Genomic DNA, 23301 nt, shown 5'->3' with positions numbered 1-23301 from the left:
CATGCGTTCCACCAACCGCCTGCCCGGTCTGGGCTTCGGCGGCGACTACAACCCCGAGCAGTGGCCCGACGAGATCCGCGCCGAAGACATGCGCCTGATGGGCGAGGCCGGGGTCAACCTGATCACTCTCGGCGTCTTCGGATGGGCGCGGGTCGAGCCCGCTCGGGGCGAGTACGACCTCTCCTACTTCGACGGGGTGATGGACGAGCTGGCGGCGGCGGGGATCACCGTCGACCTCGCCACCATGACCGCCTCGCCGCCGCCGTGGCTGGCGGCGGAGCACCCGGAGATCCTGCCGGTCACCGCCTCCGGCGCCGTCCTGTCGCCGGGCGGCCGCCAGCACTACTGCCCGTCCAGCCCGGTCTACCGCGACCGGGCCGCCCGGCTGGTCGAGGTGCTCGCCGAACGCTACAAGGACCACCCCGCCCTGGGCTTCTGGCATGTGGGCAACGAGTACGGCTGCCACGTCGCGGAGTGCTTCTGCGAGGAGTCGGCCCGCGACTTCCGCCGCTGGCTGCGCGAGCGCTACGGCGACGTCGAGACGCTGAACGCGGCCTGGTGCACGGACTTCTGGTCCCAGCGCTACACCTCCTTCGACCAGATCCTGCCGCCCAGGATCGCGCCGACGTACGCCAACCCGGCCCAGCAGCTCGACTTCAAGAGGTTCGGCAACGAGGCGCTGCGCGCGTGCTTTGAGATCGAGGCGGCGATCCTGCGGCGCGTCACACCGGATGTGCCGGTCCTGACGAACTTCCTCGCCCACCACAAAGCGGTGGACGTGCACTCCTGGGCCGACAGGATGGACATCGTCGGGCTCGACAGCTACCCCGACCCGTTCTGGCCGCGCTCGCACGTGGCGGCCGGCCTGGCCTACGACCTCGCGCGCTGCGCGCACGGCGGCGACCCGTGGTACCTGGTCGAGCAGGCGCCGTCGGCGGTCAACTGGCGGCAGCGCAACGGCGTCAAGGCGCCCGGCCGGATGCGCCTGTGGAGCTGGCAGGCGATCGCGCACGGCGCCGACGCCGTCATGTACTTCCAGTGGCGGCAGTCGCGCGGCGGCGCGGAGAAGTTCCACTCCGGGATGGTGCCGCACGGGGGCACGGACACCCGGGTGTTCCGGGAGGTCGCCGCCCTGGGCGCCGAACTGGCGGCCGTGCCGGAGCTGGCCAGTACCCGGGTGGCGAACGAGGTGGCCGTGCTGTTCGACTGGAACAGCTGGTGGGCGCTCGAACTCGACTCCCATCCGTCCGACGGGCTGAAGGCCGTCGACCGGGCGCAGGATCACTACGGCCCGCTGTTCGACCTCGGCGTGGGCGTGGACGTGCTGCCGCCCGGCGCGGACCTGTCCGGCTACAAACTCGTCGTGATCCCCAACCTGTACCTGCTCACCGAGGAGCACGCGAAGAGGCTGGCCGGCTACGTCTCGGCCGGAGGCCACCTGCTGGTGTCGTTCTTCACCTCCGTGGTGGACGGCAACGACCGGGTCCATCACGGCGGCTGCCCGGGGCCGCTGCGCGCGCCGCTCGGCCTGCGTGTCGACGAGTATCTGCCCGCCGCCGAAGGCGAGACGTTCCCGCTGGGGGAAGGCACCGCCGATCTGTGGCGGGAGGACGTACGCCTCGAGGGCGCGGACGTCCTGCTGGCCTTCCCCGACGGCACGCCCGCGGTCACCAGGAACCGGTTCGGCGCGGGCACGGTCCGGTACGTCGCCACCCGCCCCGACGAGACGATCATGCGTGCGGTCATGGCTGAGGCGCTCGCCGAGGCGGGCGCCGAGCCGGTGCTGCGCGGCCTGCCCGAGGGTGTGCAGGCGGCGGTGCGCACGGGCGGCGGCCGGGAGTTCCTGCTGCTGCTCAACCACACCACCCAGTCCCACACGGTCGATCTTCCGCACCGGTTCCACCACCTGCTCGCCCCCGGGCGACCCGAGGTCAAGCAGGTCGTCCTCCACCCCCTCGACGTCGCGGTTCTCGCGCGTCACCCCCTGTCCGAGGAGCCCACATGAGAGCACGAGCGTTACTGGCGGTGCTCGCCGCCGCACTCAGCACCCTGACCGTGGCCCCCGATCCCGCCGTGGCCGACACGCCGCCCCCTCTCGAGACGTCCTGGGAAGGGCCGCTCAGCACGCAGGGCCGCTACATCGTGGACGCCATCGGAAAGCGGTTCAAACTGCGGTCCGGCAACTGGCACGGCTCCAGCGGCACCTGGACCGGCAGCGGCGACGACGAGGACCCGGCCAACAACTATGCGTCGGAGACCTCCCATCGGGTCCCGCTCGGCCTGGACCGGGTCCCGCTCAGCACGCTGGTCGCGGACTTCCGCGCGCTCGGTGTCAACAGCGTGCGGCTGCCGTTCTCCAACCAGATGCTCACCGACTCGCGGCCGGTCACCGATGCGGGCGTGGCGGCCAACCCGCAGCTGCGCGGCCTCACCCCGCTGCAGGTCTTCGACAAGGTCGTTGCGGCGCTCACCGCCGACGGGCTCGCCGTCATCCTCAACAACCATACGACCACCACCCGCTGGTGCTGCGGCGTCGACGGCAACGAACGGTGGAACAGCGGCCAGACCACCCAGAAATGGGTGGACGACTGGGTGTTCATGGCGCGGCGGTACCGGGCCAACACCCGGGTCGTCGGCGCCGACCTGCGCAACGAGGTACGCCGGGACACCTGGGACAACCCCAACTGGGGCTCGGGTGACAACCATGACTGGGCCGCCGCCGCGCAACTGGCGGGCGACCGGATCCTCACCGAGGCCAACCCCGATCTGCTGATCATGATCGAGGGGATCAACTGGTCGGGCATCCCCCTCGACGGCTTCTGGCACGACCGGCCGACGCTCAAGCCGGTCGCGGCGCTCTCGCAGACCCTCGTCCGCTCGCACAAGCTCGTCTACGCTGCGCACTTCTACGGCTACACGGGCCCACAGCACACCGGCGCGGACGGGCTGGGCGAGACCCACGACTACCGGTACCGGGATCTGAGCCGCACCGACCTCTTCGCGGTCATGCGCGACTCCGCCACCTACGTGGCGACCACCCCGGACCGGCACTTCACCGCCCCCGTGTGGATCAGCGAGTTCGGCATCGGCAAGGACGCCTCCGACCAGGACAAGACCTGGTTCGCCAACATGGTCGACTTCCTCGTCGAGAACGACATCGACTACGCGTACTGGCCGATGGTCGGCTTCCAGGAGAACGACCAGGGCAACATGTGGGGGCTGATCCGCTACGCCGCCGACGGCGGCCGACGCAGTGTCACCGACACCGACGACTGGCGGGCGGCGCACTGGCGCCGCCTGATCGCGGCCACCGGACTCGCCGGGCAGCCCGCCCCTGTCCGCACCTGGTCCATGCTCCGGGCCATCCACGCCGACGCGAACCAGTCCGCGCGCATGCGGGCCAGGAGCGACTGGGACGGCGGCGCGCGCAAGCTGTCCTGCCCGGATGACCAGCGCCTGATCGGCATCAGCCAGAAGGGCCAAGGCGGGCTGTGCACGGACGCCGAGGTGGCGAACCTGTGGGGCTCCGGCGATGCCACCGTGGTGACCAGCGAGAACGTCACGACCGACTGGGCGGCCGGGTTCACCAAGTACCAGTGCCCCACCGGCGCGTTCATGAACGGCTACAGTCTGCGCGGCGACAGGGTGTCGGCCGTCCTCTGCGCTCCCGGACGGATCCCGCTGGCTGGGGCCGGGCGGACGCTGTGGGACGACCGGGGCAACAGCCGTCCCGCCTCCGGCGAGGGCGGCGACTACGCCACCGGCTACTACAAGGCGCAGTGCACGTCCGACGAGTACGCCGCCGGCGTCGCATTCTCCAACAAGGTCGGCCGCTACGGCACCCCCGACGCGCTCTACTGCCGCAAGTTCTGAAAGGCATCTCCTCTCTTGTCTGCTCTTCCCCCGTCCCTGCTGGCGGCGCTGGCCCGGCCGGCGCCGCCAGGGGGGCTCGGCGCTCTCCGGCATGTCGTGTTCTTCATGCAGGAGAACCGCTCTTTCGACCACTATTTCGGGACACTGCGCGGAGTGCGTGGGTTCGGCGACCGCAACGCCATCACCCTGCCGGACGGCAGGCCGGTGTTCGACCAGTCCGGAGTCCTCCCCTACCCGGTACGCGACGGCATGGGTCACCGGAACCTGACCGAAGGCGACCTCCAGTACGTGGAGGGCGTGGACCACGAGTGGGACACCGGGCAGCGGACCAGAGGCGGCGGCTGGCACGACGGCTGGATCGCGGGCAAGGGGCCGGGGGCGATGGTCCACTTCGACCGCCGCGACCTGCCGTTCCAGTTCGAGCTGGCCGAGACCTTCACGCTGTGTGACGCCTACCACTGCTCGATGTTCGGGCCGACCAACCCCAACCGCCTCTATCACTGGTCGGGGACCGTCGGCTACGAGCCGTCCGGGCGGCGCACCACCGCCAACGACGCCTGCGACGAGGACACCCACCCGGGCTATCCGTACACGTCCTATCCCGAGCGGCTGACGACGGCGGGCAAGACCTGGCGGGTCTACCAGGAGTGGGACAACTACCAGTGCAACTCCCTGGAGTACTTCGCGTTCTTCAAGCGCATCGCCCGTGAGGCCCTGGCCCACACGCCCTGCCGGAGCCTGCACTCCTTCTACACGTCGATTGCCGGGCTGCCCCCGGAGGAGCGGGAGGAGATGCTCACGGCGCTGCGCGAAGGCGTCGAGGCGCTCACCCCGGCCGAGCGGGACGCGTACGAGCGGGGCCTGCACCGGGTCCCGCCGGGGCGGCTCGCCGCGGCCTTCCGCGCGGACGTCGCCGAGGGGCGGCTGCCCCAGGTCTCCTACATCGTCGCGCCGGAGGCGTACTCCGAGCACCCCGACCCGTCCAGCCCGGCGCACAGCGCCAGCCTCATCTACGAGGTCCTGGACGCGCTCGCCGCGCACCCCTCGGTGTGGGAGCGGACCGCGCTGTTCCTCACCTTCGACGAGAACGACGGATTCTACGACCACGTGCCGCCTCCGCTGCCACCGAAAGGCACCGAGCACGAGTTCGTCGACGGGCTGCCGATCGGGCTCGGCTACCGCGTGCCGACGACGGTCGTGTCGCCGTGGACCGTCGGCGGGTACGTCTGTTCGGAGGTGTTCGACCACACGTCGACGATCCGTTTCGTGGAACGCTGGCTGGACGTCGCCGAGCCCAACATCAGCCCGTGGCGGCGGCAGGTCGCCGGAGACCTCACCTCCGCGTTCGACTTCACGTCGGCCCCGCCTGCCGTACCCGCGGCGACGGCGGCCGAGGCGGCCGTGACCGTGCCCCCGTTCCGAGTGCGCTGGCCGGCGACCCCGCCCGCCGAGAGGCGGCTCGCCGCGCAGGAGCCCGGCACTCGGCCCGCCCGGCCGTTGCCGTATCGGCCGGAGGCGTCCGCCGTCCTGGCGGACGACGGGCTGATCGTCAGCATGACGGACGCCGGGGATCGGGGCAGCCACTTCGCGCTCTACCCGTACGCCGGGGAGTTCGCGTTCCCGTGCCACTTCGACGTGCTCGGCGCGCAGTCCCGCACCGTCCCCGTCGGAGAGGACGGCTACCAGCTGACCCTCACCGGCCCGAACGGGTTCCGGCGCGAGTTCACCGGCTCGTGTACGGGCCCGGCGGCCCGGACGGCGGTGTCCTCCTGCGGCGACGGCCGGCGGCTCACCGTGACGATCGCCAACCCAGGACCAGCGCCGTTGACGTTCACGCTCGACGCGCTCGCCTACGGCGTCGGCCGGCGCGAGGTGGCCGTCGCGGCCGGGGACCGGGCGGTCGTCGACTGGGACACCGCGTCCGGCTGGTACGACCTGCGGCTGACCGTCGCCGAGGACCCGTCCTTTCACCGCCGGATGATGGGCCGCCTCGAAGACGGCCGTGCCGGCGCCTCCGGCTGACGCGCCCGTGTTCTCCGCTGTCGCGGTCCTGTTCGCCGGTCTGCTGCACGCCACGTGGAACGCGCTCGCCAAGGCGGTGCCCGACCGGCACGCGGCCTTCGGCGTCATGGGGATCACCCAGTCGCTGATCTGCCTGCCGCTGCTGCCTTTCGTGGCTCCACCCGCGCCCGGGTCCTGGCCGTATGGCGTTGTCTCGATCGCGATGCAACTGGTGTACATGCTGCTGCTCATTCGCTGCTACGAGCTGGGCGACTTCGGCCAGGTCTATCCGATCGCCAGGGGGATCGCGCCGCTGCTCGTCGCCATCGTGGCCACGTTCCTGGGAGAACGGCTCACGATCCTCCAGGTGTGCGGACTGGCCACGACATGCGGCGGGCTGGCGGCGCTGGTGCTCGCCGGGGCGGGACGGCAGCGCATGCCGTCCCGCCAGGCCGTGACGGCGGCCATGCTGACCGGAGCGACCATCGCGACGTACACCGTGGTGGACGGCATAGGCGTACGGGAGTCCGGTACGGCGCTCGGCTACACGGTGTGGATGTTCGCCGTCGAGGGGGTCCTGGTCTTCGCGCTGATGACGGCTGTACGCGGCCGGGCGATCGTGGCCGCCTCGCGCGACCGCTGGCGGGTCTCGGCCGGCGGAGGGGCGATCTCGATGCTGTCGTACGGGCTGGTGCTGTGGGCGCAGACCGGCACGCCGAACTGGCCGACCAGGCGCAGCACCTGACCAAGCAACTCGCCGACCTGAGCGACCTCCAGGTAAGCCTGCAGGCGTGTTGCCCGCCGGCGGAGTGCGCGCCGGATTCTCCCCGCACCGTCGGCGAGCGAGGCGTACTGAGGCGATAGCCCGAGATGGCAGGAGTCGCCGGGTACCCGCACCTCACAACTTAGGCATCCATCTATATTGACAATCCTCAAATCAATGAGGCAGGCTAGGTATTACTTTGACAGACTTCTAAGCAGTCGAGGGGTGGGTAGGGCTCGATGGACCGGAGCCCCCGGCACCCTTGACGATCAGCGCGCGACTCACAGGAGAGACGATCATGAGTGATGGACAGCGCGGCCCGGCGGCCGTGGAGACCGAGCCGTTCACCTCCGAGGGCGGCGAACTGCCCGTGGTGGTGATCGGTGCGGGCCTGGTGGGCCTGGCCGCCGCCGCCCACCTGGCCGAGCGCGGCCTGGACTTTCTCCTCCTGGAGTCCGGACAGCAGGCCGGGGCCTCGATCGCCCGATGGGGACACGTGCGCACCTTCAGTCCATGGCGCTACAACGTCGACGCCGCCGCCCGGCGCCTGCTCCAAGCCGAAGGCTGGGCCGCACCGGATCCCGAGTGGCTGCCGACCGGCACCGAGCTGATCGACGACTACCTCGCCCCGCTGGCCAAGCATCCGGCGATCGCCCCCAACGTGCGCTTCGGTGCGGCGGTGACCGCGATCAGCCGCCTGGGCTATGACCGGGTCCGCTCCACCGGCCGCGAGCAGGTGCCGTTCCTGATCCGCCTGACCGACGGCCGCGAGATCCACGCCCGGGCGATCGTCGACGCCTCCGGCACCTGGACCACGCCCAGCGTGCTGGGGGCGAATGGCCTTCCCGCCTACGGTGAGGCCGAGGCGGCGGCGCTCATCGACCACGCGCTGCCCGACGTGCTGGGCGCCGACCGCGAGAGGTACGAGGGCCGCCACACCCTCGTGGTCGGAGCCGGCCATTCGGCGGCCACCACTCTGCTGGCTCTGGCCCAGTTGCAGGACACCCCCGTCACCTGGGCGATCCGGGCGGGCAGCGCGGCACGCGCCTACGGCGGCGGCGAGGCCGACGCGCTGCCCGCGCGCGGCGCGCTCGGCACCCGCCTGCACGCCCTGGTCGAGGACGGACGCATCCAGCTGCTGACCGGTTTCTTCACCCACTCCCTCACCAAGGCCGACGGCCAGGTGACGGTACTCAGCCGTGACTCTTCCGGCACCGAGCAGTCCATCACCGTCGAGCGCGTCGTGGCCGCCACCGGATATCGGCCCGACCACTCCATCGCCTCCGAGCTGCGCCTGGAGCTCGACCCCATCCTCGGCTCCACCCGCGCGCTGGCTCCGCTGATCGACCCCAACCAGCACTCCTGCGGCACCGTCCCGGCCCACGGCGTCGACGAGCTGTCCCACCCCGAAAGCGGTTACTACGCGGTGGGCGTCAAGAGCTACGGTCGCGCCCCCACCTTCCTGATGGCCACCGGATACGAGCAGGTCCGCTCCGTCGTCGCCGCGCTGGCCGGGGACTGGGAAGCCGCCCATGACGTCCAGCTCGACCTGCCCGAGACAGGTGTGTGCTCCGCCGGCCTGGCCGAGGCACAAGAGCAGCGGGTCGGCCTGGCCACCGGCATCAGCGGTGGCCTGCTCGCCACCCCGCTCCCGCTGGTCACCCTCGGCGGCAGCGACGGTGGTGGCTGCTGCGGCTGAACGCGCCGGCCATCGACCAGCACCGAAGCCGCAGACACAGGGAGCGTCAGATGTCTGAGGGATACCCCACCGCCGCCCAGAAGGACGCCGGTGACCGCGGGTGAGCTCCACCGCTGAAGCCGCCACGAAAGCCGCCGCTCCCACCCCCGGGAGCGGCGGCCGGCCGCGCTTGGCCCAGGGGTGGCGCATCGTCGCAGCCCTGGCCGTGACACAGACCATCGGCTACGGCGTGCTCTACTACGCCTTCTCCGTCTTCCTCACCCCCATGGCGGCCGATCTGCACGCCGGCGGCGCCCAGATCGCGGCCGCGCTGACCGGCTCGATCCTGATCGCCGCGCTGTGCGCCCCGCTGGTCGGCCGCCTGCTGGACGCCCGCGGCGGCCGGGGCCTGATGACCGCCGGGTCGATCATCGGCACGCTCGCCGTCCTGGCCTGGTCGCGGGTCGAGAACCTGCCCCAGCTGTACGCGGTCTTCGCCGCGATCGGCATCGCGTGCGCGATGGTGTTGTACGAAAGCGCCTTCGCCGTCATCGTCAGCTGGTTCGACGGCCCCACCCACGGCCACGGCCGAGCCAACGCCCTGCTCGCGCTCACCGTCGTCGCCGGGTTCGCCTCCACCATCTTCCTGCCGCTGACCGGCCTGCTGGTCGACTCCTACGGCTGGCGCACCGCCCTGGTGGTCCTGGCCGTGATCTACGGAGCGGCGGCGATCCCGTTGCACGCGCTCGTCGTGCGCCGCCCCACCCGCGCCGGACATCGGCCGGCCACGACCCACGAGCGGGCTCAGGTCGTCAAGGCCGCCACCCGTCGGCGGCCGTTCTGGCTGCTGGTGATCGCCTTCACCGCCAACGGCGGCGCGGCAGCGGTGATGTCCATCCTGCTCATCACCTACCTCATCCATCTGGGCCACTCACCCGTCCTGGCCGCCACACTGGCCGGACTGCTGGGGGTGCTGTCGGTGACCGGCCGCCTGCTCACCACCGGCCTGCAACGCCGCCTGCCCGCCGCCCTCATCGCCGCCGCGATCTTCGCCCTGCAGGGCGTCGCCGCCGCACTGCTTCCGCTGGCCGGGCGCACGGTGCCGGGCGCCATCGGCTGCGTACTGGGGTTCGGGCTCGGCTTCGGCATCGCCTCCATCACCCTGCCGCACCTGCTCCTGCAGCGCTACAGCACGAGCGCCTACGCCTCGCTGTCAGGCCGCATCGCCGCCTTCTCCGTCGCCGACAAAGCCCTGGCGCCGCTGGGCGCGGTCGCGCTGGCCCAAGCGGTCGGCTACCAGTGGGTGATGGCAGCCGTTGCGGCGGCCTGCGCGATCGCCGCGTTCGCGCTGGTCGCCTACCACCGCGTATGATTTAGACAAATGTCAAATTAAGGGGTTGTTGTATGACCGCCGCCACCACCCAGTGCTGTGCCCCGATCGCCCGCGAACCCATCTCACCAGCCGACGCGGCCGAACTCGCGGCGGCGCTCAAGGCGGTCGCCGACCCCGTCCGGTTGCGTCTGCTGTCGATGATCGGCTCCCATCCCGGCGGTGAGGCGTGCGTGTGTGACCTGACCGGCGCCTTCGACCTGAGCGCCCCCACCATCTCCCACCATCTCAAGACCCTGCGGGTGGCCGGGCTGATCGACAGTGAGCGGCGCGGCACCTGGGTCTACTACTGGATCGTCCCCTCGGCGGTGGCCCGGCTGAGCGCGCTGTTCACCCCGCTGGCCGAGCCCGCGAACACGTGAGCCCGACCGAGGCGACGGCACCATCGCCTTCGCCGCGGCGGGTCGACGTGCTGGTGGTCGGCGGCGGGCAGGCCGGGCTGGCTGCGGGCTACCACCTGCGTCGAGCGAAGGCCGATTTCGTCATTCTCGACGCCCAGAACCGGCCGGGCGGCGCCTGGCGGCACGCCTGGCCCTCGCTTCGGCTGTTCTCTCCCGCCCAGTACAGTTCACTGCCGGGCCGGCGGCGTCCAAGCGCGGGGAGAATGCCGCCTGGGCCGAGAGCGCGTCTCACCATTTTGATTAGATATCCCTCTAACTTGACATCCTTCTAATCAAAGTGAAATGCTGACCCTACTTAGATATACGTCAAATCCGAGTGTCGGTGCAGCGCAGGAACGTGCGCCACCGGCCCGAAAGGGGTACGCCATGGCAAGCGAGAGCGCCGGTGGATTCATCGGGAACCTGCAGGAAGCCTTCACCCCGCCCGCGGCCGGCGGATGCTGCGGAGGCCCCGCTCCCACCGCATCCAACGACGCCGTTTCCGTAGCCGTGTCGTGTTGCGGAGGTACGACCGGGGCCGAGCAGACCTCCCAGACCGAGGGTCGCGGCCAAGCACCGGCCACCTCGACCACCCCGGCCGCCGCTGCCAGTAACACCTCCGGCGGATGCTGCGGATGAGCTCCCCGACCCCCGCCTCCCCGCCTGTGCCGCCAGCGGCGGCCGAGGCCCCCGGCCTGGCGGCCGCCCTGGAACAGGTGAGCGCGCGGCGGATGCTCGACTGCGTCGCGGAGCTGGCCGCCGACCACTATGCGGGCCGCCGGGTGGGCACCCCCGGCGGCCACGCCGCCGCCACCTGGCTCGCCGACCGGTTACACATGCTGGGCGCCGACGTTCGGCTTGACCCGTTCGATGTCGCCGAGGTGCGAGAGCTGTATCGCACACCGATGTTGCAGTGGAGCGCCGGCCGGGCAACCCGGCGGTTGGAGCATCGCCGCGATTTCGCCGAGCATCTGGCCTCGGCCGAACTGCCCGATCCGTGCTCGGCGCCGCTGGCGGACGCGGGCACGGCGGATCTCGGCGGGCGCTGGGTGCTGGCTCCGGCCGGCGAATGGGCGCAGACCTGCCGGCGCGCCGAAGCCGACGGCGCCCTCGGCGTGCTGACGGCCCGAAACACCGACGACGACGGGTGGATGCCCAAAATGATCGCCGGGCCCGCCCGGCATGCGGTGGCGGTCATCGGAGTACGCACCGACCTGCACCGGCAGCTGGCCGATGCCCTCGCCGCGGGGGAAGTGACCGTGACCGCGTCGGCACCGCTGCGCGCGGTCGGCGTCGGCGGTGTCAACGTTCACGGCCACCTACCGATCGGGCCGGACGTGCTGGACGAGGGGGCAGGGGAAGGGACGGCGGGTGGGCCGCGGGTGCTGCTGACGGCGCACTTCGACGGAGTGGGCGACGACCCGGACCGTCGCCTGCCCGCCGCGGCCGACAACGCCTCCGGGGTGGCCGCGATCCTGGAGGCCGCCCGTGTCCTCACCACCACCTTGACCGTGCCGGTGGATCTGAGGGTGTCCTTCCTGGACGCCGAAGAGGTCGGCGCCTGGGGTTCGGCCCGCCACGCCCCCGCTGTGGCACCGGGCACCCAGGTCATCAACCTGGACGGGGCCGCGCAGCTGCACCAGGCCGCCGCGGTCGAGGCGGGCGGCCCGGCCCATGCCCTGCTGGCCGTCTTGGATCAGGCCGGGCGCCGCACCGGCGTGGCATTGCGGGCCGGAGCGATGGCCTCGGACAACCGTCGCTACGCCGCGGCGGGACTGGCCGCGATCGGCATCGGCATGGGCATGCCCGGCTACCAGACCCCCGCTGAGACCCCCGACCGCGTCGAGCCGGCCACCCTGGTGGCCGCCGCCCGCCTGCTCGTCTCCACCGTCTGGCTGCTGGCCGGCACGCAGCGCCCCTGAGCGGGGCGCCTTGTCGGACCTGGACCGTCGGCGTGGACCTGCGGTCCAGGCGTTCGGGCCACGGGCCCGGCTCAGGCAGCCCAGGCCGGGTCACCGGGCGTCGAGATCGGCGATCAGTTTTTCGACGCGGGCTCGGATCTCGTCGCGGATGCTCCGGACGGCCTCAATGTCCCGGCCGGAGGGGTCGTCGAGCTTCCAGTCCTCGTACCGCTTGCCGGGGAAGAACGGACAGGTGTCCCCGCAGCCCATGGTGATGACCACATCGCAGACCCGCACGGCTTCGACGGTCAGCACCTTGGGCTGCTCAGCGGCGATGTCGATGCCGACCTCGGCCATCGCCCGCACCGCGACCGGATTGATCGTCTCTGCGGGCTCCGACCCGGCCGAGTGGACCTCGATCCGATCGCCCGCCAAATGGGTGAGCCAGCCGGCGGCCATCTGGGATCGGCCGGCGTTGTGCACGCAGACGAACAGGACCTGGGGCGTATCGGCTGTGTCAGGCATGGACCGATCCCTTTGGTGCGGGGGTGGTGGAGAACAGGCGGCGGCCGACCAGGCTGACGTAGACCAGGGCGACCAGGACGGGCACCTCGATCAGCGGGCCGGCCACCCCGGCCAGGGCCTGGCCGGAGGTGACCCCGAAGACGCCGACCGCGACCGCGATGGCCAGCTCGAAGTTGTTGCCCGCCGCGGTGAAGGCGAGCGTCGTGGTGCGCTCGTAGGTCAGGCCGATCGCCCGGCCGGTCAGGAAGAGCCACCCCACATGAGGGCGAAGTAGGCCAGCAGCGGTACCGCGATGCGCGCCACGTCCCCGGGTCGGGAAGTGATCGTGTCGCCCTGCAGGGCGAACAGGATGAACGCGGCCAGCAGGGCCCGGCCGATGCCGTGGGCCTGGCAGTCGGGGCGGACATAGACGCTGTGCTCGACGACTCCGGCGTACACCGCCCTGGCCGAGACCGGTGAGGCGGCCACCCAGCCGACGACCTCACCTGTGTCGGTGTCGACGGCGACATAGCGCGGGTGCGTCAACTTATCCCCGGTGAAGCCCTCCCAGCTGGGTGCGAGCGTCTCGAAGCTGGCTTGGCCGGTGTCCAACCCCGCCTGATAGATGGCCAGCACCTGCTCGGCGTCGGTCTCACGCATCGGCCGGATCTCCAGCCCCGGCGAGATCGCGGGCTTGACGGCCTGGATGATGGCCGAGTGCACTCCGTCGCCGTGATCGGCCGTCAGCGTGATCGAGGTGGCCACGAACCCGGTCGCCGCCAGCAGAGCCCGGTATTCGACGATGGTGAGGGATCCGGCAATACAGCCCACCCGCTGCTCGGTGGCCGCGCGTCGCTGCGCCTCGACGGCTCCGCCGGTTGCACTGTCGGTGACGACGTCACTGATGCCCAGGCGGCCGCCGGGCCGCAGAACCCGGAAGGTCTCAGCCAGCACAGCCGCCTTGTCACTGGACAGGTTGATCACGCAGTTGGAGATGACGACGTCGACCAGGTGATCCGCCAGCGGGATCGCCTCGATCGTGCCGCACACGAACTCGGTGTTGGCCGCGCCCGCCTCCGCGGCGTTACGCCGGGCGAGTGCGACCATGTCGGCACTGGCGTCCAGGCCGTAGACCTTTCCGTACGGGCCGATGCGGCGCGCCGACAACAACACGTCGATGCCGCCCCCGGAACCCAGATCGAGCACGGTCTCGCCTGTGCGCAGCTCGGCGACGGCGACCGGGTTGCCGCAGCCGAGGCTGGTCCGCAGCGCGCCCTCGGGCAGTCCCGCGGTGTCGTCGTAGCCGGCCGCGCCGAAGCAGCCGTCGGCGAACGCATCGGGAGCGCAGTCCACGACGCTCTCACCGGCCAGCGCCGCGCGGGCCAGACCGGAGTAGCGCTCGACGACCTCCTCATGTGCCATGGCGTGCTCCTCAGTCGCAGGTGGAGGTGGCCGGGACGGGGTTGCCCATCACCACGTCGGCGGCGGTGGGAAAGCACCGCACGCACTCTTCGTTGATCCGGTACAGGCTGGAGGTGCCGTGCCGCTCCACCAGCACGAACCGCACCTCGGACAGGATCTTCAGGTGGTGCGACACCGTCGACTGGCCCACCCCGCAGGTGGCGACGATCTCGCTCACGGTCATCGGCTCGCGCCGCCGGGCCAGCAGCGACACGATCTGGATGCGGGTGCCGTCGGCCAGCGCCCTGAACCAACTCGCGTACTCCTCGGCCGCCTCGCGCTCCAGCGGCTCCAGCTTCTCATTCATCGAAAATCGACGATAATCGATGAATGCCTGACTGGCAACGAGGCCGACGCCGAGATCCCGGCGACGAGGATGCGCGTCGAACAGGTCACCCTTGGTGGGCTTCCGCCACCCCGCGGGCTCCCTCAGAAGGCTCATGAGAGCAGGCGGCTCCCTGCCGACGGGAATGTGGAGTTGACCGTTCGCGGTGCCGTCCATGCTGTTGGAGGCCGCGCTCCATGCGGCGACGACGACGGAAGGGGCGGGCGAGCCGACCACGAGGACGAGGGGATCCAGCATTGCCCGCTCCTGCGGTCGCAGGTGAAGCGGTGCAAACGTGATCGCTGCCGAACCTCCGTTGTCGATGTGCGGACGGGCGCGACGGTTTGGAAAGTACCCGGGCACCGAAGGAGCGCGCACCGGATAGTGCCGGCCGCTGGAGCGTGACAGACGTTCGGCACCAAAAGGTTTCGGCCGGACAGGCAGTGGTGGCACCAAGATGCCGGGCAACTTGCTGCCTGGCCGGACCACTTTCCCGGAATGGGGCCGGTCACAAGAGTGGTGCCGTACGACACAGCAATCCCTTGAATGGGGGCGGCGGCACAACGACCTCATTCACGCACCGAATGCCGATCGATTCACGGGGAATTCACAAGATTTTCACGATCCATAAACGTGGTGATTTATCCACGTCCGCGATCGCCTGCGCGAAAAGCCACGGCGCCCGCCCACTCCGCGAGAATTCATTGCGACGGGAGAACTTCCTCAGTGGAGCAGGACAACACACTTCCCGCAGATCATCGAGGTGTCACGCGGCGCGGGATACTGCGGGGCGCGATGCTCGCCGGCGCCGGAACCGCTGCGGGAGGAGTCCCGGGCATCGTCCCCTTCGCAGGTCAGGCCGCGTTCGCCGCGGCCGCGCCACTTCCGGCTCGCCTCGAATCCACCATGCCGGACTTCGCAGTGGGATCGGCGGCGCTACGTCCTGACCGTGTGGTCAACGGCGCCTGCCAGTTCTGCAACAGCAACTGCCGGATTCAAGTCGCCCTAAAACTGGGCCGGGTGCTGGAGATTCGCGGTGAGCAGGCGGATCCGGTGCAGGATGGAAACCTGTGTGTCAAGGCTCCCATGATGACCGAACTGGTCTACAACCCTCTGCGCCTCACCACGCCGCTTCGCCGCGTTTCCGGCCGGAAAGGCGATCCCGACAGCCGTTTCGCGCCGATTTCCTGGGACGACGCCCTGGACGTCATCGCGCGCCGGTGGCTTGCCCTGCGTGACGCCGGAGAGGCCCGCGCCATCGCCAACCGGACCACCGGCCGACTCCCCCGGGGCACCGGCTCACTCGTCTCGCGGGTCTTCGCCCTGCTGGGCAGCCCCAACGACACCGACGTCGGCCCGGTGTGCAACGACGCCGGCGGCAACGCGCTGGCCACCACGTTCGGGCTGGGGAACTTCACCAACGGCTACGGCGTCGACGGCGCGACCGGCAAGGAGGACCTCGGGGCGGCGAAGTTCTTCCTCTTCCTGGGTACCAACCAGGGCGAGACGCATCCGGTGACCTTCGCCCACCTGCTACGCGAACGCAAGCGCACCGGGGCGCGTCTGGTGGTCGTGGACCCGCGCAGCACCCCCACCACCGAACTGGCGGACCAGTGGGTGGCTCCCAAGCCGCACACCGACTTCGCCCTCGCTCTGGGCATGCTGCACCACATCGTCACCACCGGCCGCCACGACAGGGCCTTCGTCGAGCGGTGGGTGCTCGGCTTCGACGAGCTGCGCGAGCATCTCATGGCGCGGGGCTACACCCCCGAGTGGGCGGCCGGCATCACCGGTGTCCCCGCCGCGACGATCCGGCGGCTGGCGGTCGACTACGCGACCATCCGGCCCGCCGCGATCTTCTGCAACGCCGGCATATCCCACCAGTTGGGAGCATTCGACACATACCGCACCCTGGCGATGCTCGCCGCGGTGACCGGCAACGTCGGCGTGCCCGGCGGCGGCTGCAACTTCATGCACAACACCTGGCCCGGCGGGCTGAACCTCCCTCCGTTGAAGGTCACGCCGCCCAGCCGGGGGCCGGCGCTGCCCGTCGGACCCGACTCCTTCGCGGAGTCGATCCTCACCGGTCGCCCTTACCGCCTCAAAGCGATCATGACGGAGGGCAATCCGCTCATCAGTTCGGCCAACACCGGCAAGGTGCGCGAGGCATTCGCCAAGCTGGACTTCTACGTCTACACGGGCCTGTTCATGGAGGAGGCCTCCTACTACGCCGACATCATCCTTCCGGTCTGCAGCGGCCTGGAGTTCGAGGGCGTCTACATGCGCCGCGACGACCGGGCCATTCGCTGGCAGGACGCCGCGGTGGAACGGGTCGGCGAGTCACGGTCCGATACCGAGATCTGGATAGACCTCGCCCACGCGCTCGGCCGCAACGACCGCCGCCATTCCTCCTCGTACTGGACGGATGCCTTCCCCGCGGAGTGGAGAAAGTACGCCACGCTGTGGGACACGTTCGTCGCCCACACCCCCGGGATGGGGGGCATGACCCGCCAGCGGCTGCGTGCGCGCACCGAACCGCTGCGTTGGCCCTGCCCGAGCACCGACCACCCGGGAGTGAGCACTCTCTATCTCGACCACCCCAGCTGGTACAGGGCCGCCGAGTCGCTCGACCCGGCCAACCGCGGCAAGCGATTCCTGACGGCGAGCGGCAAGGTCGAGATCCACACACCAGAGCTGGAAAGCCGACTGGCCCCGAGCGGGCATCATGCCCTGCCCGCCTTCTACACCCACCCGGAGGTGACGGGTGCGCACCCGACCATCGCCTACGAGGACCGTTACGTCACCAACCCGCTCAACCCCGGGGCGCTCACCCAGCCGGTGCGCCTGGGCGTCGCCGGCTCCGACGCGGTCCATCGCAAGTACCCGCTCATGGGAATGACCGGCCGCCCCAGCGTGGTGCACTTCGCCTCTGTCACCCACTGGACTGCCACCGGCAAGCGGCTCAACGGCATCCGCCTGGTGCAGATCCATCCGGCCACCGCCCGCGGGCTCGGCATCGCCGACGGCGATTCGGTCGTGGTCGAAAGCCCGCGCGGCGCGGTGAGCGGCACAGCCCTGCTGGACGAGGGCATCCGCGCCGACACCATCTATCTTCCCAACACCTTCGGCCCGGCCCAGCGAGTTGGCGACGGCTACGACGATCCCCGCTACGAGGCGGCCAACACCCTGATCGACGATCGGCTCTACGACAACCTCTCCGGCCAGCAGGCCTACAAGTGCTTCGCCTGTCGCGTCCGCAAGAAGTGACCCGGTGACCGCGGGAGGCCGACGGGCTTCGCCTGCCGGCCTCCCGCGTCTCGGACGCTAGATCTGAAGGGGCAGCAGGTCTCAGCCGGCGCCCGGAGGGAAGGCCAGGGTGTCCCAGCCCGCTCCTTTTACGAACTCGTCGGGGAGCGCGTCGAAGTCAGGACATGTCAGGGTGGGTAGGTCGAGCATGGCTGTCTCCATATGTGTCGGACTATCGGGTGGTGGTGTCGAGCGACGGCTTCCGAAGGTGATGCACTCGCACGCCGGTGAGGTAGGCCGGGCTGTAGGGCCGCAGGTCGAGACCTTCGATCGAGCTGAACATCTCCAGTCGCAGCGCCGCCCCACGCTCCGGCCGGCCGTCGGGGCCAATGGCGTAGGCCAGCACGAAGGACGGGTCGGTGAGGGCAGCAAGGTTGACGATCCGGTCGGCCTGGTCGGAGCCGGATTCGGGGTCAACGAGGTGGGAGGGCAGGGCGACAAACCCGAGGCGGCTCTTGAAGCCGAACAGGCCCGGCTTGGCCAGGTGGCCGTAGAGGTTGGGGTCGCTGCCCAGGCTTACCCAGGTGAACCCGCGTCGGCGGGCCTCCTTGATGACCTCCATGTAAAGCAGGCGGGCCAGGCCGGTCGCGTGGTACTGGGGTGCCACCGCGCTGAACCGCGCCCGCACCTCGTCCTTGTCTCGTGACTGCAGGCTGATGCACGCCCCGGCAAGGCTTTCGCCGTCCCACGCGCAGGCGGCGAAATACTGTTCGCCCGCGGCCAGGATCCGTTCCCGGTGCTGGACGGCGATGAGCCACCCGTGCCGCATCGCGGTGACCTGGCTTTCGTACAGGAGCAGGAACTCCTCCAGCAGCTCCGGGGACACCGGACGGACCTCGAAACGCAACCCGGCGGCGAGGCCTCGGCGACGTGCCGCGAAGACGTTGCGCCGGTCCCTGCTGTTCAGGCCGTTGAGAAACTCCTCCTCGCTTCCCGCTGTGGCCGCGCGCCAGACGACGACCTGCGGTTTGGGAAGGAAGCCTGCGGCGGCGAGCTCCGCCCAGCGTCCGGTCGGCGGGTTTTGCACACGCACGACGTCGACCTGGTGCCGGTACCGTTTCCAGTTGCCGTCCAGTGCCTCCTGGACGCTGACCACGGCCATCGGCACGCCGGCGGTCGTTTCCCGTGTCACCGGTCCTCTCCGTTCGTCTCAGTGGGTGCCGCCCACGACATGGCCACCGCGTCCGCCGGTCTGTCCTGGGCTTCCAGCATCCGGGACAAACCACTCAACGTCTGGGACACGGCGCGGTAGTACACCCAGGTTCCCGCCGCTCCGCGGTGATGAGCCCGCTAACCGCTTCTAGTCCCGCCGGTCGCCTGGAGCGCCCTGCCAGGAGCAGCCGTGCCGGCAGCCGGCGGTTCGGTGGCCGGCCCCGGGGCGGGAGACTGAGCGTCTGCCTGGAAGCGGCGCAGTCTCAGGCTGTTGCTCAGTACGAACACACTGGACGTCGCCATGGCAGCCCCGGCGATCATCGGGTTCAGCATGCCCATCACGGCCAGCGGGATGGCGGCGACGTTGTAGGCGAAGGCCCAGAAAAGGTTACCCTTGATCGTCTTCAGCGTGCGCCGAGACAGCCGTACGGCGTCGGCCGCCGCGCGCAGATCTCCGCGGACCAGGGTGATGTCGCCGGCCTCAATGGCCGCGTCCGTGCCGGTGCCCATGGCGATTCCCAGATCGGCCTGGGCCAGGGCGGCGGCGTCGTTCACCCCGTCGCCGACCATCGCCACCACGCGACCGTCCCGCTGGAGCCGTTTGATCACGGCCACCTTGTCGGCCGGCATGACGTCGGATTCGACGTCGGCGATCGCGACCTGTGCGGCGACGGCCCGCGCGGCTCGCTCGTTGTCACCGGTGAGCAGGACCGGGGTGAGCCCGAGGCTGCGCATCTGGGCCACGGCCTCGGCGCTGGTGGCCTTAACCGTGTCGGCGATGGCCAGCATGCCGCGCACCTGTCCCCGCCATCCGGCGAAAACCGGTGTCAGGCCGAGCGCTTCGGCCTCTTTTCGGTGCTGCTCCAGCTCGGCGGGCATCGACAGTTCGGAACCCAGCCAGCCGGCCCGGCCGACGAGGACGGTCACTCCGTCGACCTCGCCTCGCACTCCCAAACCGGTGCTGCCCTCGAACGCGGCGACGGCGGGCAGCGTCCCGGCGCGGTCACGCGCGGCGGCCGCGATGGCCTTCGCGATCGGATGCTCAGAGGCGTCCTCCAGCGCGCCGGCGAGCTTGAGCACCTCGTCGGTGTCCTGGCCGGGTGCCGCGACCACGTCAGCCAGCCGCATGGAGCCGGTGGTGACCGTCCCGGTCTTGTCCAAGACGATGGTGTCGATTCGCCGCGTCGACTCGAGGATCTCCGGGCCTCGGATGATGATGCCCAGCTGGGCGCCGCGCCCGGTGCCGACGAGAAGCGCGGTCGGTGTCGCCAGGCCGAGCGCGCACGGGCAGGCGACGACGAGGACGGAGACGGCGGCGGTCAGTGCCCCGGCGACATCGAGGCCGTTGCCGAGCCAGAATCCGAACGTGGCGGCGGCTGTCGCCACGACGACGGGGACGAACACCGCGGCGACCCGGTCGGCGAGGCGCTGCACAGGCGCCTTGCCTGCCTGTGCCTGCGTCACCAGCCGGGCGATCTGGGCGAGCTGGGTGTCGGACCCGACGCGCGTCGCCCGGACGATCAGCCGCCCGCTGGCGTTGACCGTGGCTCCCGCGACCGGGTCCTGCGGCCCTACCTCGACCGGCACGCTCTCACCGGTCAGCATGGAGGCGTCCACCGCGGAGGTGCCTTCGACGACGACCCCGTCGGTGGCGACCTTTTCGCCCGGCCGGACGATGAAGAGATCACCGACGGCGAGCCGGCCGGTGGGCACGCGGATCTCCTGACCGTCCTTGAGCACCGCCACGTCCTTGGCGCCGAGCTCCAGCAGTGCCCGTAGTGCCGACCCGGCGCGGCGCTTGGAGCGGTGCTCGGCATAACGTCCCGCGAGAATGAAGACGGTGAGGCTGGCGGCGACCTCCAGGTAGATGTGGTGCAGTCCTTCGCCGGCGATGGGCCGCATCACGAAGGGCATCTGCATTCCCGGCAGGCCCGCGTACCCGAAGAACAGCGCGTAAAGCGACCAGCCGAACGCCGCGATCACGCCCAGCGAGATCAGCGTGTCCATGGTGGCCGAGCCGTGTCTGAGGTTCTTCCAGGCCGCAATGTGGAAGGGCCACGCCCCCCAGGTCGCGACCGGAGCCGCGAGTGTCAGCGACAGCCACTGCCAGTAGGTGAACTGCAGTGGTGTGATCATCGCCATGGCCACGACCGGTAGGGCCAGGGCCGCTGATATCGCCAGCCGCCGGCGCAGGGCGACCGCTGTCTCGTCGCCGGAGTGCTCGTCGGCCGCGGTGCTTTCCGTACCTTCCTCGGTGACCGGTTCGGGGGTCGGCAGGGCCGCACTGTAGCCGAGGGCCTCCACCACGGCGATCAGATCGTCGGCGGAGACCTCGGCGTCGTGTTCGACGTGCGCCTGCTCGACGGCGAAGTTGACCTCGGCCCGCACGCCGGGCATACGGTTAAGCTTGCGTTCGATACGGGCCGAACAGGAGCCGCAGGTCATGCCGCCGATCAGCAGCGTGACCTCCGACCGTGTCGCGAGCCCCGGAGCCGATCCGGACACCGGCCTCATCTCCTTTCCACCGGGCCTACAGCTCCACCGGGGGCACGAAGGTCCCCAGGACGTAGGCGAGCACGAAGATCACTGCCAGCAGCAGCACGAATCCCGCGACCTTGACGCTGCTTTTCACGAAAGGACTCCGGCGAAGCGGTATCCGCTCGTCTCCACTGCGGCCTGGACGGCTTCCAGGGAGACGGGGGTGTCCGCGCTGATCTGTACCCGGCCGGCCTTGGGATCGATGTCGATCGCCGCAAGGCCCGGGATGGCGGTGTCCAGCGCGTTTCGTACCCGCTTGGCGCATCCGCCGCACGTCATGCCTTCCACCGCGTACGTGGTGACGACGCTCATGGGACTGTTCCTTTCCAACCGGTGTCGGGGTGTGCGGCCGAGGGTTGTCGGCTGGCCGTGGTGACCGTGCTGTCAGGGGCGGCGGACAGGAAGTCGCGGATGCGTTCCAGTGCCTCGCCGAGTGCTTCGGGGCTCGCGACGTAGGAGATCCGGATGTGGTGCGGGGCGCCGAAGTCGGCGCCGGGCACGACGGCGACCCGTGCGGCGCGCAGGAGCCGCTCGGCGAAGGCCGCGGCGCTGTCGATCTCCTGGCCGTGGCGGCTTGGCCCGTAGGCGCCCGCCACGTCGACGAAGGCGAAGAACGCCCCCTGGGGTTCGACGGCGAGCCGGAGGCCGGGAAGCGCGGCCAGGCCGTCGCGCAGGATTCGCCGACGTTCGTCCAGCGCCGAGCGCCGCCGCCGGAGCTCGGCGACCGGTTCCTCGCGCAGCACCGTCAGCGCGGCGTGCTGGGAGATCGAGGACGCGGCCGAGGTCGTGTGCCCCTGCAGGGCGGCCATCGCGGCGATCACGGGTGGCGGGGCGGCGGCGAAACCGACCCGCCATCCCGTCATCGCGAAGGTCTTCGACCATCCGCCGACCGTGACGGTCCGCTCCCGCACCTCGCGGCCCAGCGACGCGACGCTGACGAACTCGGCGCCGTCGTAGACGAGGTCACCGTAGATCTCGTCGCTGACGATGGTCAGGCCGGCGCCCAGCGCCACGTCGGCCAGCGCCGCCAGCTCCGCCCGGTCGTAGACGACGCCCGTGGGGTTGGAAGGGCTGTTGATCAGCAGCACCTTGGTACGCGGGGTGATCTGTTCGGCGACGGCTCGCGGCGTCATCTTGAAGCCGGTGCCGGCTTCGGTGGGCAGGACGACCGGGGTTCCGCCGGCGAGGGTGACCATGTGGGGGAAGCTCACCCAGTACGGAGCCTGGATGATCACTTCGTCACCCGGGTCCAGCAGGGTCGCGAAGGCGTTCGCGAGAGCCTGCTTGGCGCCGTTGGTGATGATGATCTCCTCACCCGTGTAGGGGGCGTTCCACACGTGGGTCAGTCGTGCGGCGACGGCTTGGCGCAGCGGTGAGATGCCGGCCACGGCCGTGTACCGGGTGAGGCCCCGGGCGATCGCCGCGGCTCCGCCCTCACATGCCTCGCGTGGTGTCGGGAAGTCGACCTCGCCGCCGGTGAGGTTGATGACGTCGACGCCGTCTTCGGCGAGCTGTTTGGCGCGGGTGTCGAGTGCCGCTGTGCTTGACGGCGGCAGCTGCGCCGCACGACGACTCAGCATGCTCTCCCTACCTGGCCCTGATGTTGAACCGGACCGCTGCCGGTGGATTCGAGCCGTGGCTGACCTGCACGTTCAGGACCCAGTAGCCGGACATGCCCAGCACGAGCTTGGACTCGTACGCGTCGCCCTTGCGGGTGGCCGTCTGCTGCCCGCCGCGCATGTTCATGCTGGGCATGTCGTAGTTGACCTTCACCTCGGCGTCTTGGACGACGGCTCCGGCGGAGTCCTTGATCGTGAACTGTGCGGTGGTGGCCGTCCCGCCCTTTGCGGGACAGGGATCGGTGGTGAGCTGCACCGTGAGACCGGCGTTCTGCTGCTGGGTGAGGCATTCGGCCGGCGACCTGGTGTCGTCGGCCCGGCTCTGCGTGCAGCCCGCCGCGGTGACGATCGCGATGGCCGCGGCTGCCACGGTCCGAAGTGAGCGCCTGTTCATCGCCTGCCTCCTGTCC

17 protein-coding genes and 2 pseudogenes are annotated in these 23301 nt (G+C 70.4%); 10 read left to right on the top strand and 9 right to left on the bottom strand.

The features are described from left to right. Position 1 precedes the first annotated feature (1 nt). The 9 genes from ACQP0P_RS24280 to ACQP0P_RS24240 all read left to right on the top strand — a co-directional run bounded on the left by ACQP0P_RS24280 (position 2) and on the right by ACQP0P_RS24240 (position 12007). Entirely contained in the window at positions 2–2005 is a 2004-nt protein-coding gene (locus ACQP0P_RS24280; protein WP_433381322.1) for a beta-galactosidase, read from the top strand. Then, positions 2002–3873 carry a glycoside hydrolase family 5 protein gene (locus ACQP0P_RS24275; RefSeq protein WP_433381319.1) on the top strand — a complete coding sequence of 624 codons (1872 nt, stop codon included), beginning with the start codon at positions 2002–2004 and terminating at the stop codon, positions 3871–3873. Before ACQP0P_RS24280 ends, ACQP0P_RS24275 begins: the two co-directional genes overlap by 4 nt. Before the next feature lie 15 nt (positions 3874–3888). Then, positions 3889–5895, top strand: a complete 2007-nt coding sequence (locus ACQP0P_RS24270) for a phosphocholine-specific phospholipase C (RefSeq protein ID WP_433381316.1) — start codon at positions 3889–3891, stop codon at positions 5893–5895. 7 nt (positions 5896–5902) lie between these two features. Then, complete coding sequence (locus ACQP0P_RS24265) at positions 5903–6619, top strand: EamA family transporter (RefSeq protein ID WP_433381313.1); 717 nt, start codon at positions 5903–5905, stop codon at positions 6617–6619. A gap of 316 nt (positions 6620–6935) precedes the next feature. Further along, positions 6936–8336 (top strand): FAD-dependent oxidoreductase, encoded by a 1401-nt coding sequence (locus ACQP0P_RS24260; RefSeq protein WP_433381310.1) that lies wholly within the window; start codon positions 6936–6938, stop codon positions 8334–8336. A 100-nt stretch (positions 8337–8436) separates the two neighbouring features. Then, positions 8437–9687: an MFS transporter gene (locus ACQP0P_RS24255; protein ID WP_433381307.1), complete on the top strand. Its 1251-nt coding sequence runs from the start codon at positions 8437–8439 to the stop codon at positions 9685–9687. Positions 9688–9719: 32 nt separating this feature from the next. Further along, positions 9720–10067, top strand: coding sequence for an ArsR/SmtB family transcription factor (locus ACQP0P_RS24250; RefSeq protein ID WP_355567469.1), 348 nt, complete (start codon positions 9720–9722; stop codon positions 10065–10067). After that, the gene (locus ACQP0P_RS24245) at positions 10064–10378 is read left to right on the top strand and encodes an FAD-dependent oxidoreductase (RefSeq protein ID WP_433381303.1); all 315 of its coding nucleotides are present in this window, start codon (positions 10064–10066) and stop codon (positions 10376–10378) included. The genes ACQP0P_RS24250 and ACQP0P_RS24245 overlap by 4 nt, the downstream gene beginning before the upstream one ends. Before the next feature lie 342 nt (positions 10379–10720). Beyond that, positions 10721–12007 (top strand): M28 family peptidase, encoded by a 1287-nt coding sequence (locus ACQP0P_RS24240; protein ID WP_433381300.1) that lies wholly within the window; start codon positions 10721–10723, stop codon positions 12005–12007. 90 nt (positions 12008–12097) lie between these two features. On the opposite strand, the gene ACQP0P_RS24235 is transcribed toward ACQP0P_RS24240, so the two are convergent. The 4 genes and pseudogenes from ACQP0P_RS24235 to ACQP0P_RS24220 all read right to left on the bottom strand — a co-directional run bounded on the left by ACQP0P_RS24235 (position 12098) and on the right by ACQP0P_RS24220 (position 14534). Then, positions 12098–12511 carry an arsenate reductase ArsC gene (locus tag ACQP0P_RS24235; protein WP_433381298.1) on the bottom strand — a complete coding sequence of 138 codons (414 nt, stop codon included), beginning with the start codon at positions 12509–12511 and terminating at the stop codon, positions 12098–12100. After that, a pseudogene (locus ACQP0P_RS24230) lies at positions 12504–12862 on the bottom strand (arsenic resistance protein); the annotation flags it as partial. The gene ACQP0P_RS24235 and the pseudogene ACQP0P_RS24230, both read right to left, overlap by 8 nt. 45 nt (positions 12863–12907) lie before the next feature. After that, positions 12908–13912, bottom strand: a pseudogene (locus ACQP0P_RS24225) (methyltransferase domain-containing protein); the annotation flags it as partial. Between the two features lie 10 nt (positions 13913–13922). Continuing rightward, positions 13923–14534, bottom strand: a complete 612-nt coding sequence (locus ACQP0P_RS24220) for an ArsR/SmtB family transcription factor (RefSeq protein ID WP_433381295.1) — start codon at positions 14532–14534, stop codon at positions 13923–13925. Positions 14535–15182: 648 nt separating this feature from the next. On the opposite strand from ACQP0P_RS24220, the gene ACQP0P_RS24215 reads away from it, so the two are divergent. Continuing rightward, a complete protein-coding gene (locus tag ACQP0P_RS24215) occupies positions 15183–17543 on the top strand; it encodes a molybdopterin-containing oxidoreductase family protein (protein WP_433381292.1) in 2361 nt (786 codons plus the stop codon). Positions 17544–17754: 211 nt separating this feature from the next. Here the strand turns inward: ACQP0P_RS24215 and ACQP0P_RS24210 are convergent, their stop codons facing one another. The 5 genes from ACQP0P_RS24210 to ACQP0P_RS24190 all read right to left on the bottom strand — a co-directional run bounded on the left by ACQP0P_RS24210 (position 17755) and on the right by ACQP0P_RS24190 (position 23285). Next, a complete protein-coding gene (locus tag ACQP0P_RS24210; protein WP_433381289.1) occupies positions 17755–18714 on the bottom strand; it encodes a GNAT family N-acetyltransferase in 960 nt (319 codons plus the stop codon). Positions 18715–18872: 158 nt separating this feature from the next. After that, a complete protein-coding gene (locus ACQP0P_RS24205) occupies positions 18873–21179 on the bottom strand; it encodes a heavy metal translocating P-type ATPase (RefSeq protein WP_433382044.1) in 2307 nt (768 codons plus the stop codon). Between the two features lie 183 nt (positions 21180–21362). Next, positions 21363–21584: a heavy-metal-associated domain-containing protein gene (locus ACQP0P_RS24200; protein ID WP_433381286.1), complete on the bottom strand. Its 222-nt coding sequence runs from the start codon at positions 21582–21584 to the stop codon at positions 21363–21365. After that, complete coding sequence (locus ACQP0P_RS24195) at positions 21581–22852, bottom strand: pyridoxal phosphate-dependent aminotransferase (RefSeq protein ID WP_433381283.1); 1272 nt, start codon at positions 22850–22852, stop codon at positions 21581–21583. Before ACQP0P_RS24195 ends, ACQP0P_RS24200 begins: the two co-directional genes overlap by 4 nt. A gap of 7 nt (positions 22853–22859) precedes the next feature. Further along, a complete protein-coding gene (locus ACQP0P_RS24190) occupies positions 22860–23285 on the bottom strand; it encodes a FixH family protein (RefSeq protein ID WP_433381280.1) in 426 nt (141 codons plus the stop codon). Between the last annotated feature and the right edge of the window lie 16 nt (positions 23286–23301).

It is taken from the genome of Streptosporangium sp. CA-115845, assembly GCF_050943795.1.
Classification (GTDB): Bacteria; Actinomycetota; Actinomycetes; order Streptosporangiales; family Streptosporangiaceae; genus Streptosporangium.
Note: the sequence above shows the minus strand (reverse complement) of the source record. Positions and strands in the feature narration are given on the sequence as shown.

Bases quoted from the DNA above. Each gene is read 5' to 3' on its own strand.
- ACQP0P_RS24280 (WP_433381322.1), top strand. From the start codon at position 2: ATGCGTTCCACCAACCGCCTGCCCGGTCTGGGCTTCGGCGGCGACTAC.
- ACQP0P_RS24275 (WP_433381319.1), top strand. From the start codon at position 2,002: ATGAGAGCACGAGCGTTACTGGCGGTGCTCGCCGCCGCACTCAGCACC.
- ACQP0P_RS24260 (WP_433381310.1), top strand. From the start codon at position 6,936: ATGAGTGATGGACAGCGCGGCCCGGCGGCCGTGGAGACCGAGCCGTTC.
- ACQP0P_RS24250 (WP_355567469.1), top strand. From the start codon at position 9,720: ATGACCGCCGCCACCACCCAGTGCTGTGCCCCGATCGCCCGCGAACCC.
- ACQP0P_RS24240 (WP_433381300.1), top strand. From the start codon at position 10,721: ATGAGCTCCCCGACCCCCGCCTCCCCGCCTGTGCCGCCAGCGGCGGCC.
- ACQP0P_RS24235 (WP_433381298.1), bottom strand. From the start codon at position 12,511: ATGCCTGACACAGCCGATACGCCCCAGGTCCTGTTCGTCTGCGTGCAC.
- ACQP0P_RS24220 (WP_433381295.1), bottom strand. From the start codon at position 14,534: ATGCTGGATCCCCTCGTCCTCGTGGTCGGCTCGCCCGCCCCTTCCGTC.
- ACQP0P_RS24215 (WP_433381292.1), top strand. From the start codon at position 15,183: ATGCCGGACTTCGCAGTGGGATCGGCGGCGCTACGTCCTGACCGTGTG.
- ACQP0P_RS24205 (WP_433382044.1), bottom strand. From the start codon at position 21,179: ATGACCTGCGGCTCCTGTTCGGCCCGTATCGAACGCAAGCTTAACCGT.
- ACQP0P_RS24200 (WP_433381286.1), bottom strand. From the start codon at position 21,584: ATGAGCGTCGTCACCACGTACGCGGTGGAAGGCATGACGTGCGGCGGA.
- ACQP0P_RS24195 (WP_433381283.1), bottom strand. From the start codon at position 22,852: ATGCTGAGTCGTCGTGCGGCGCAGCTGCCGCCGTCAAGCACAGCGGCA.
- ACQP0P_RS24190 (WP_433381280.1), bottom strand. From the start codon at position 23,285: ATGAACAGGCGCTCACTTCGGACCGTGGCAGCCGCGGCCATCGCGATC.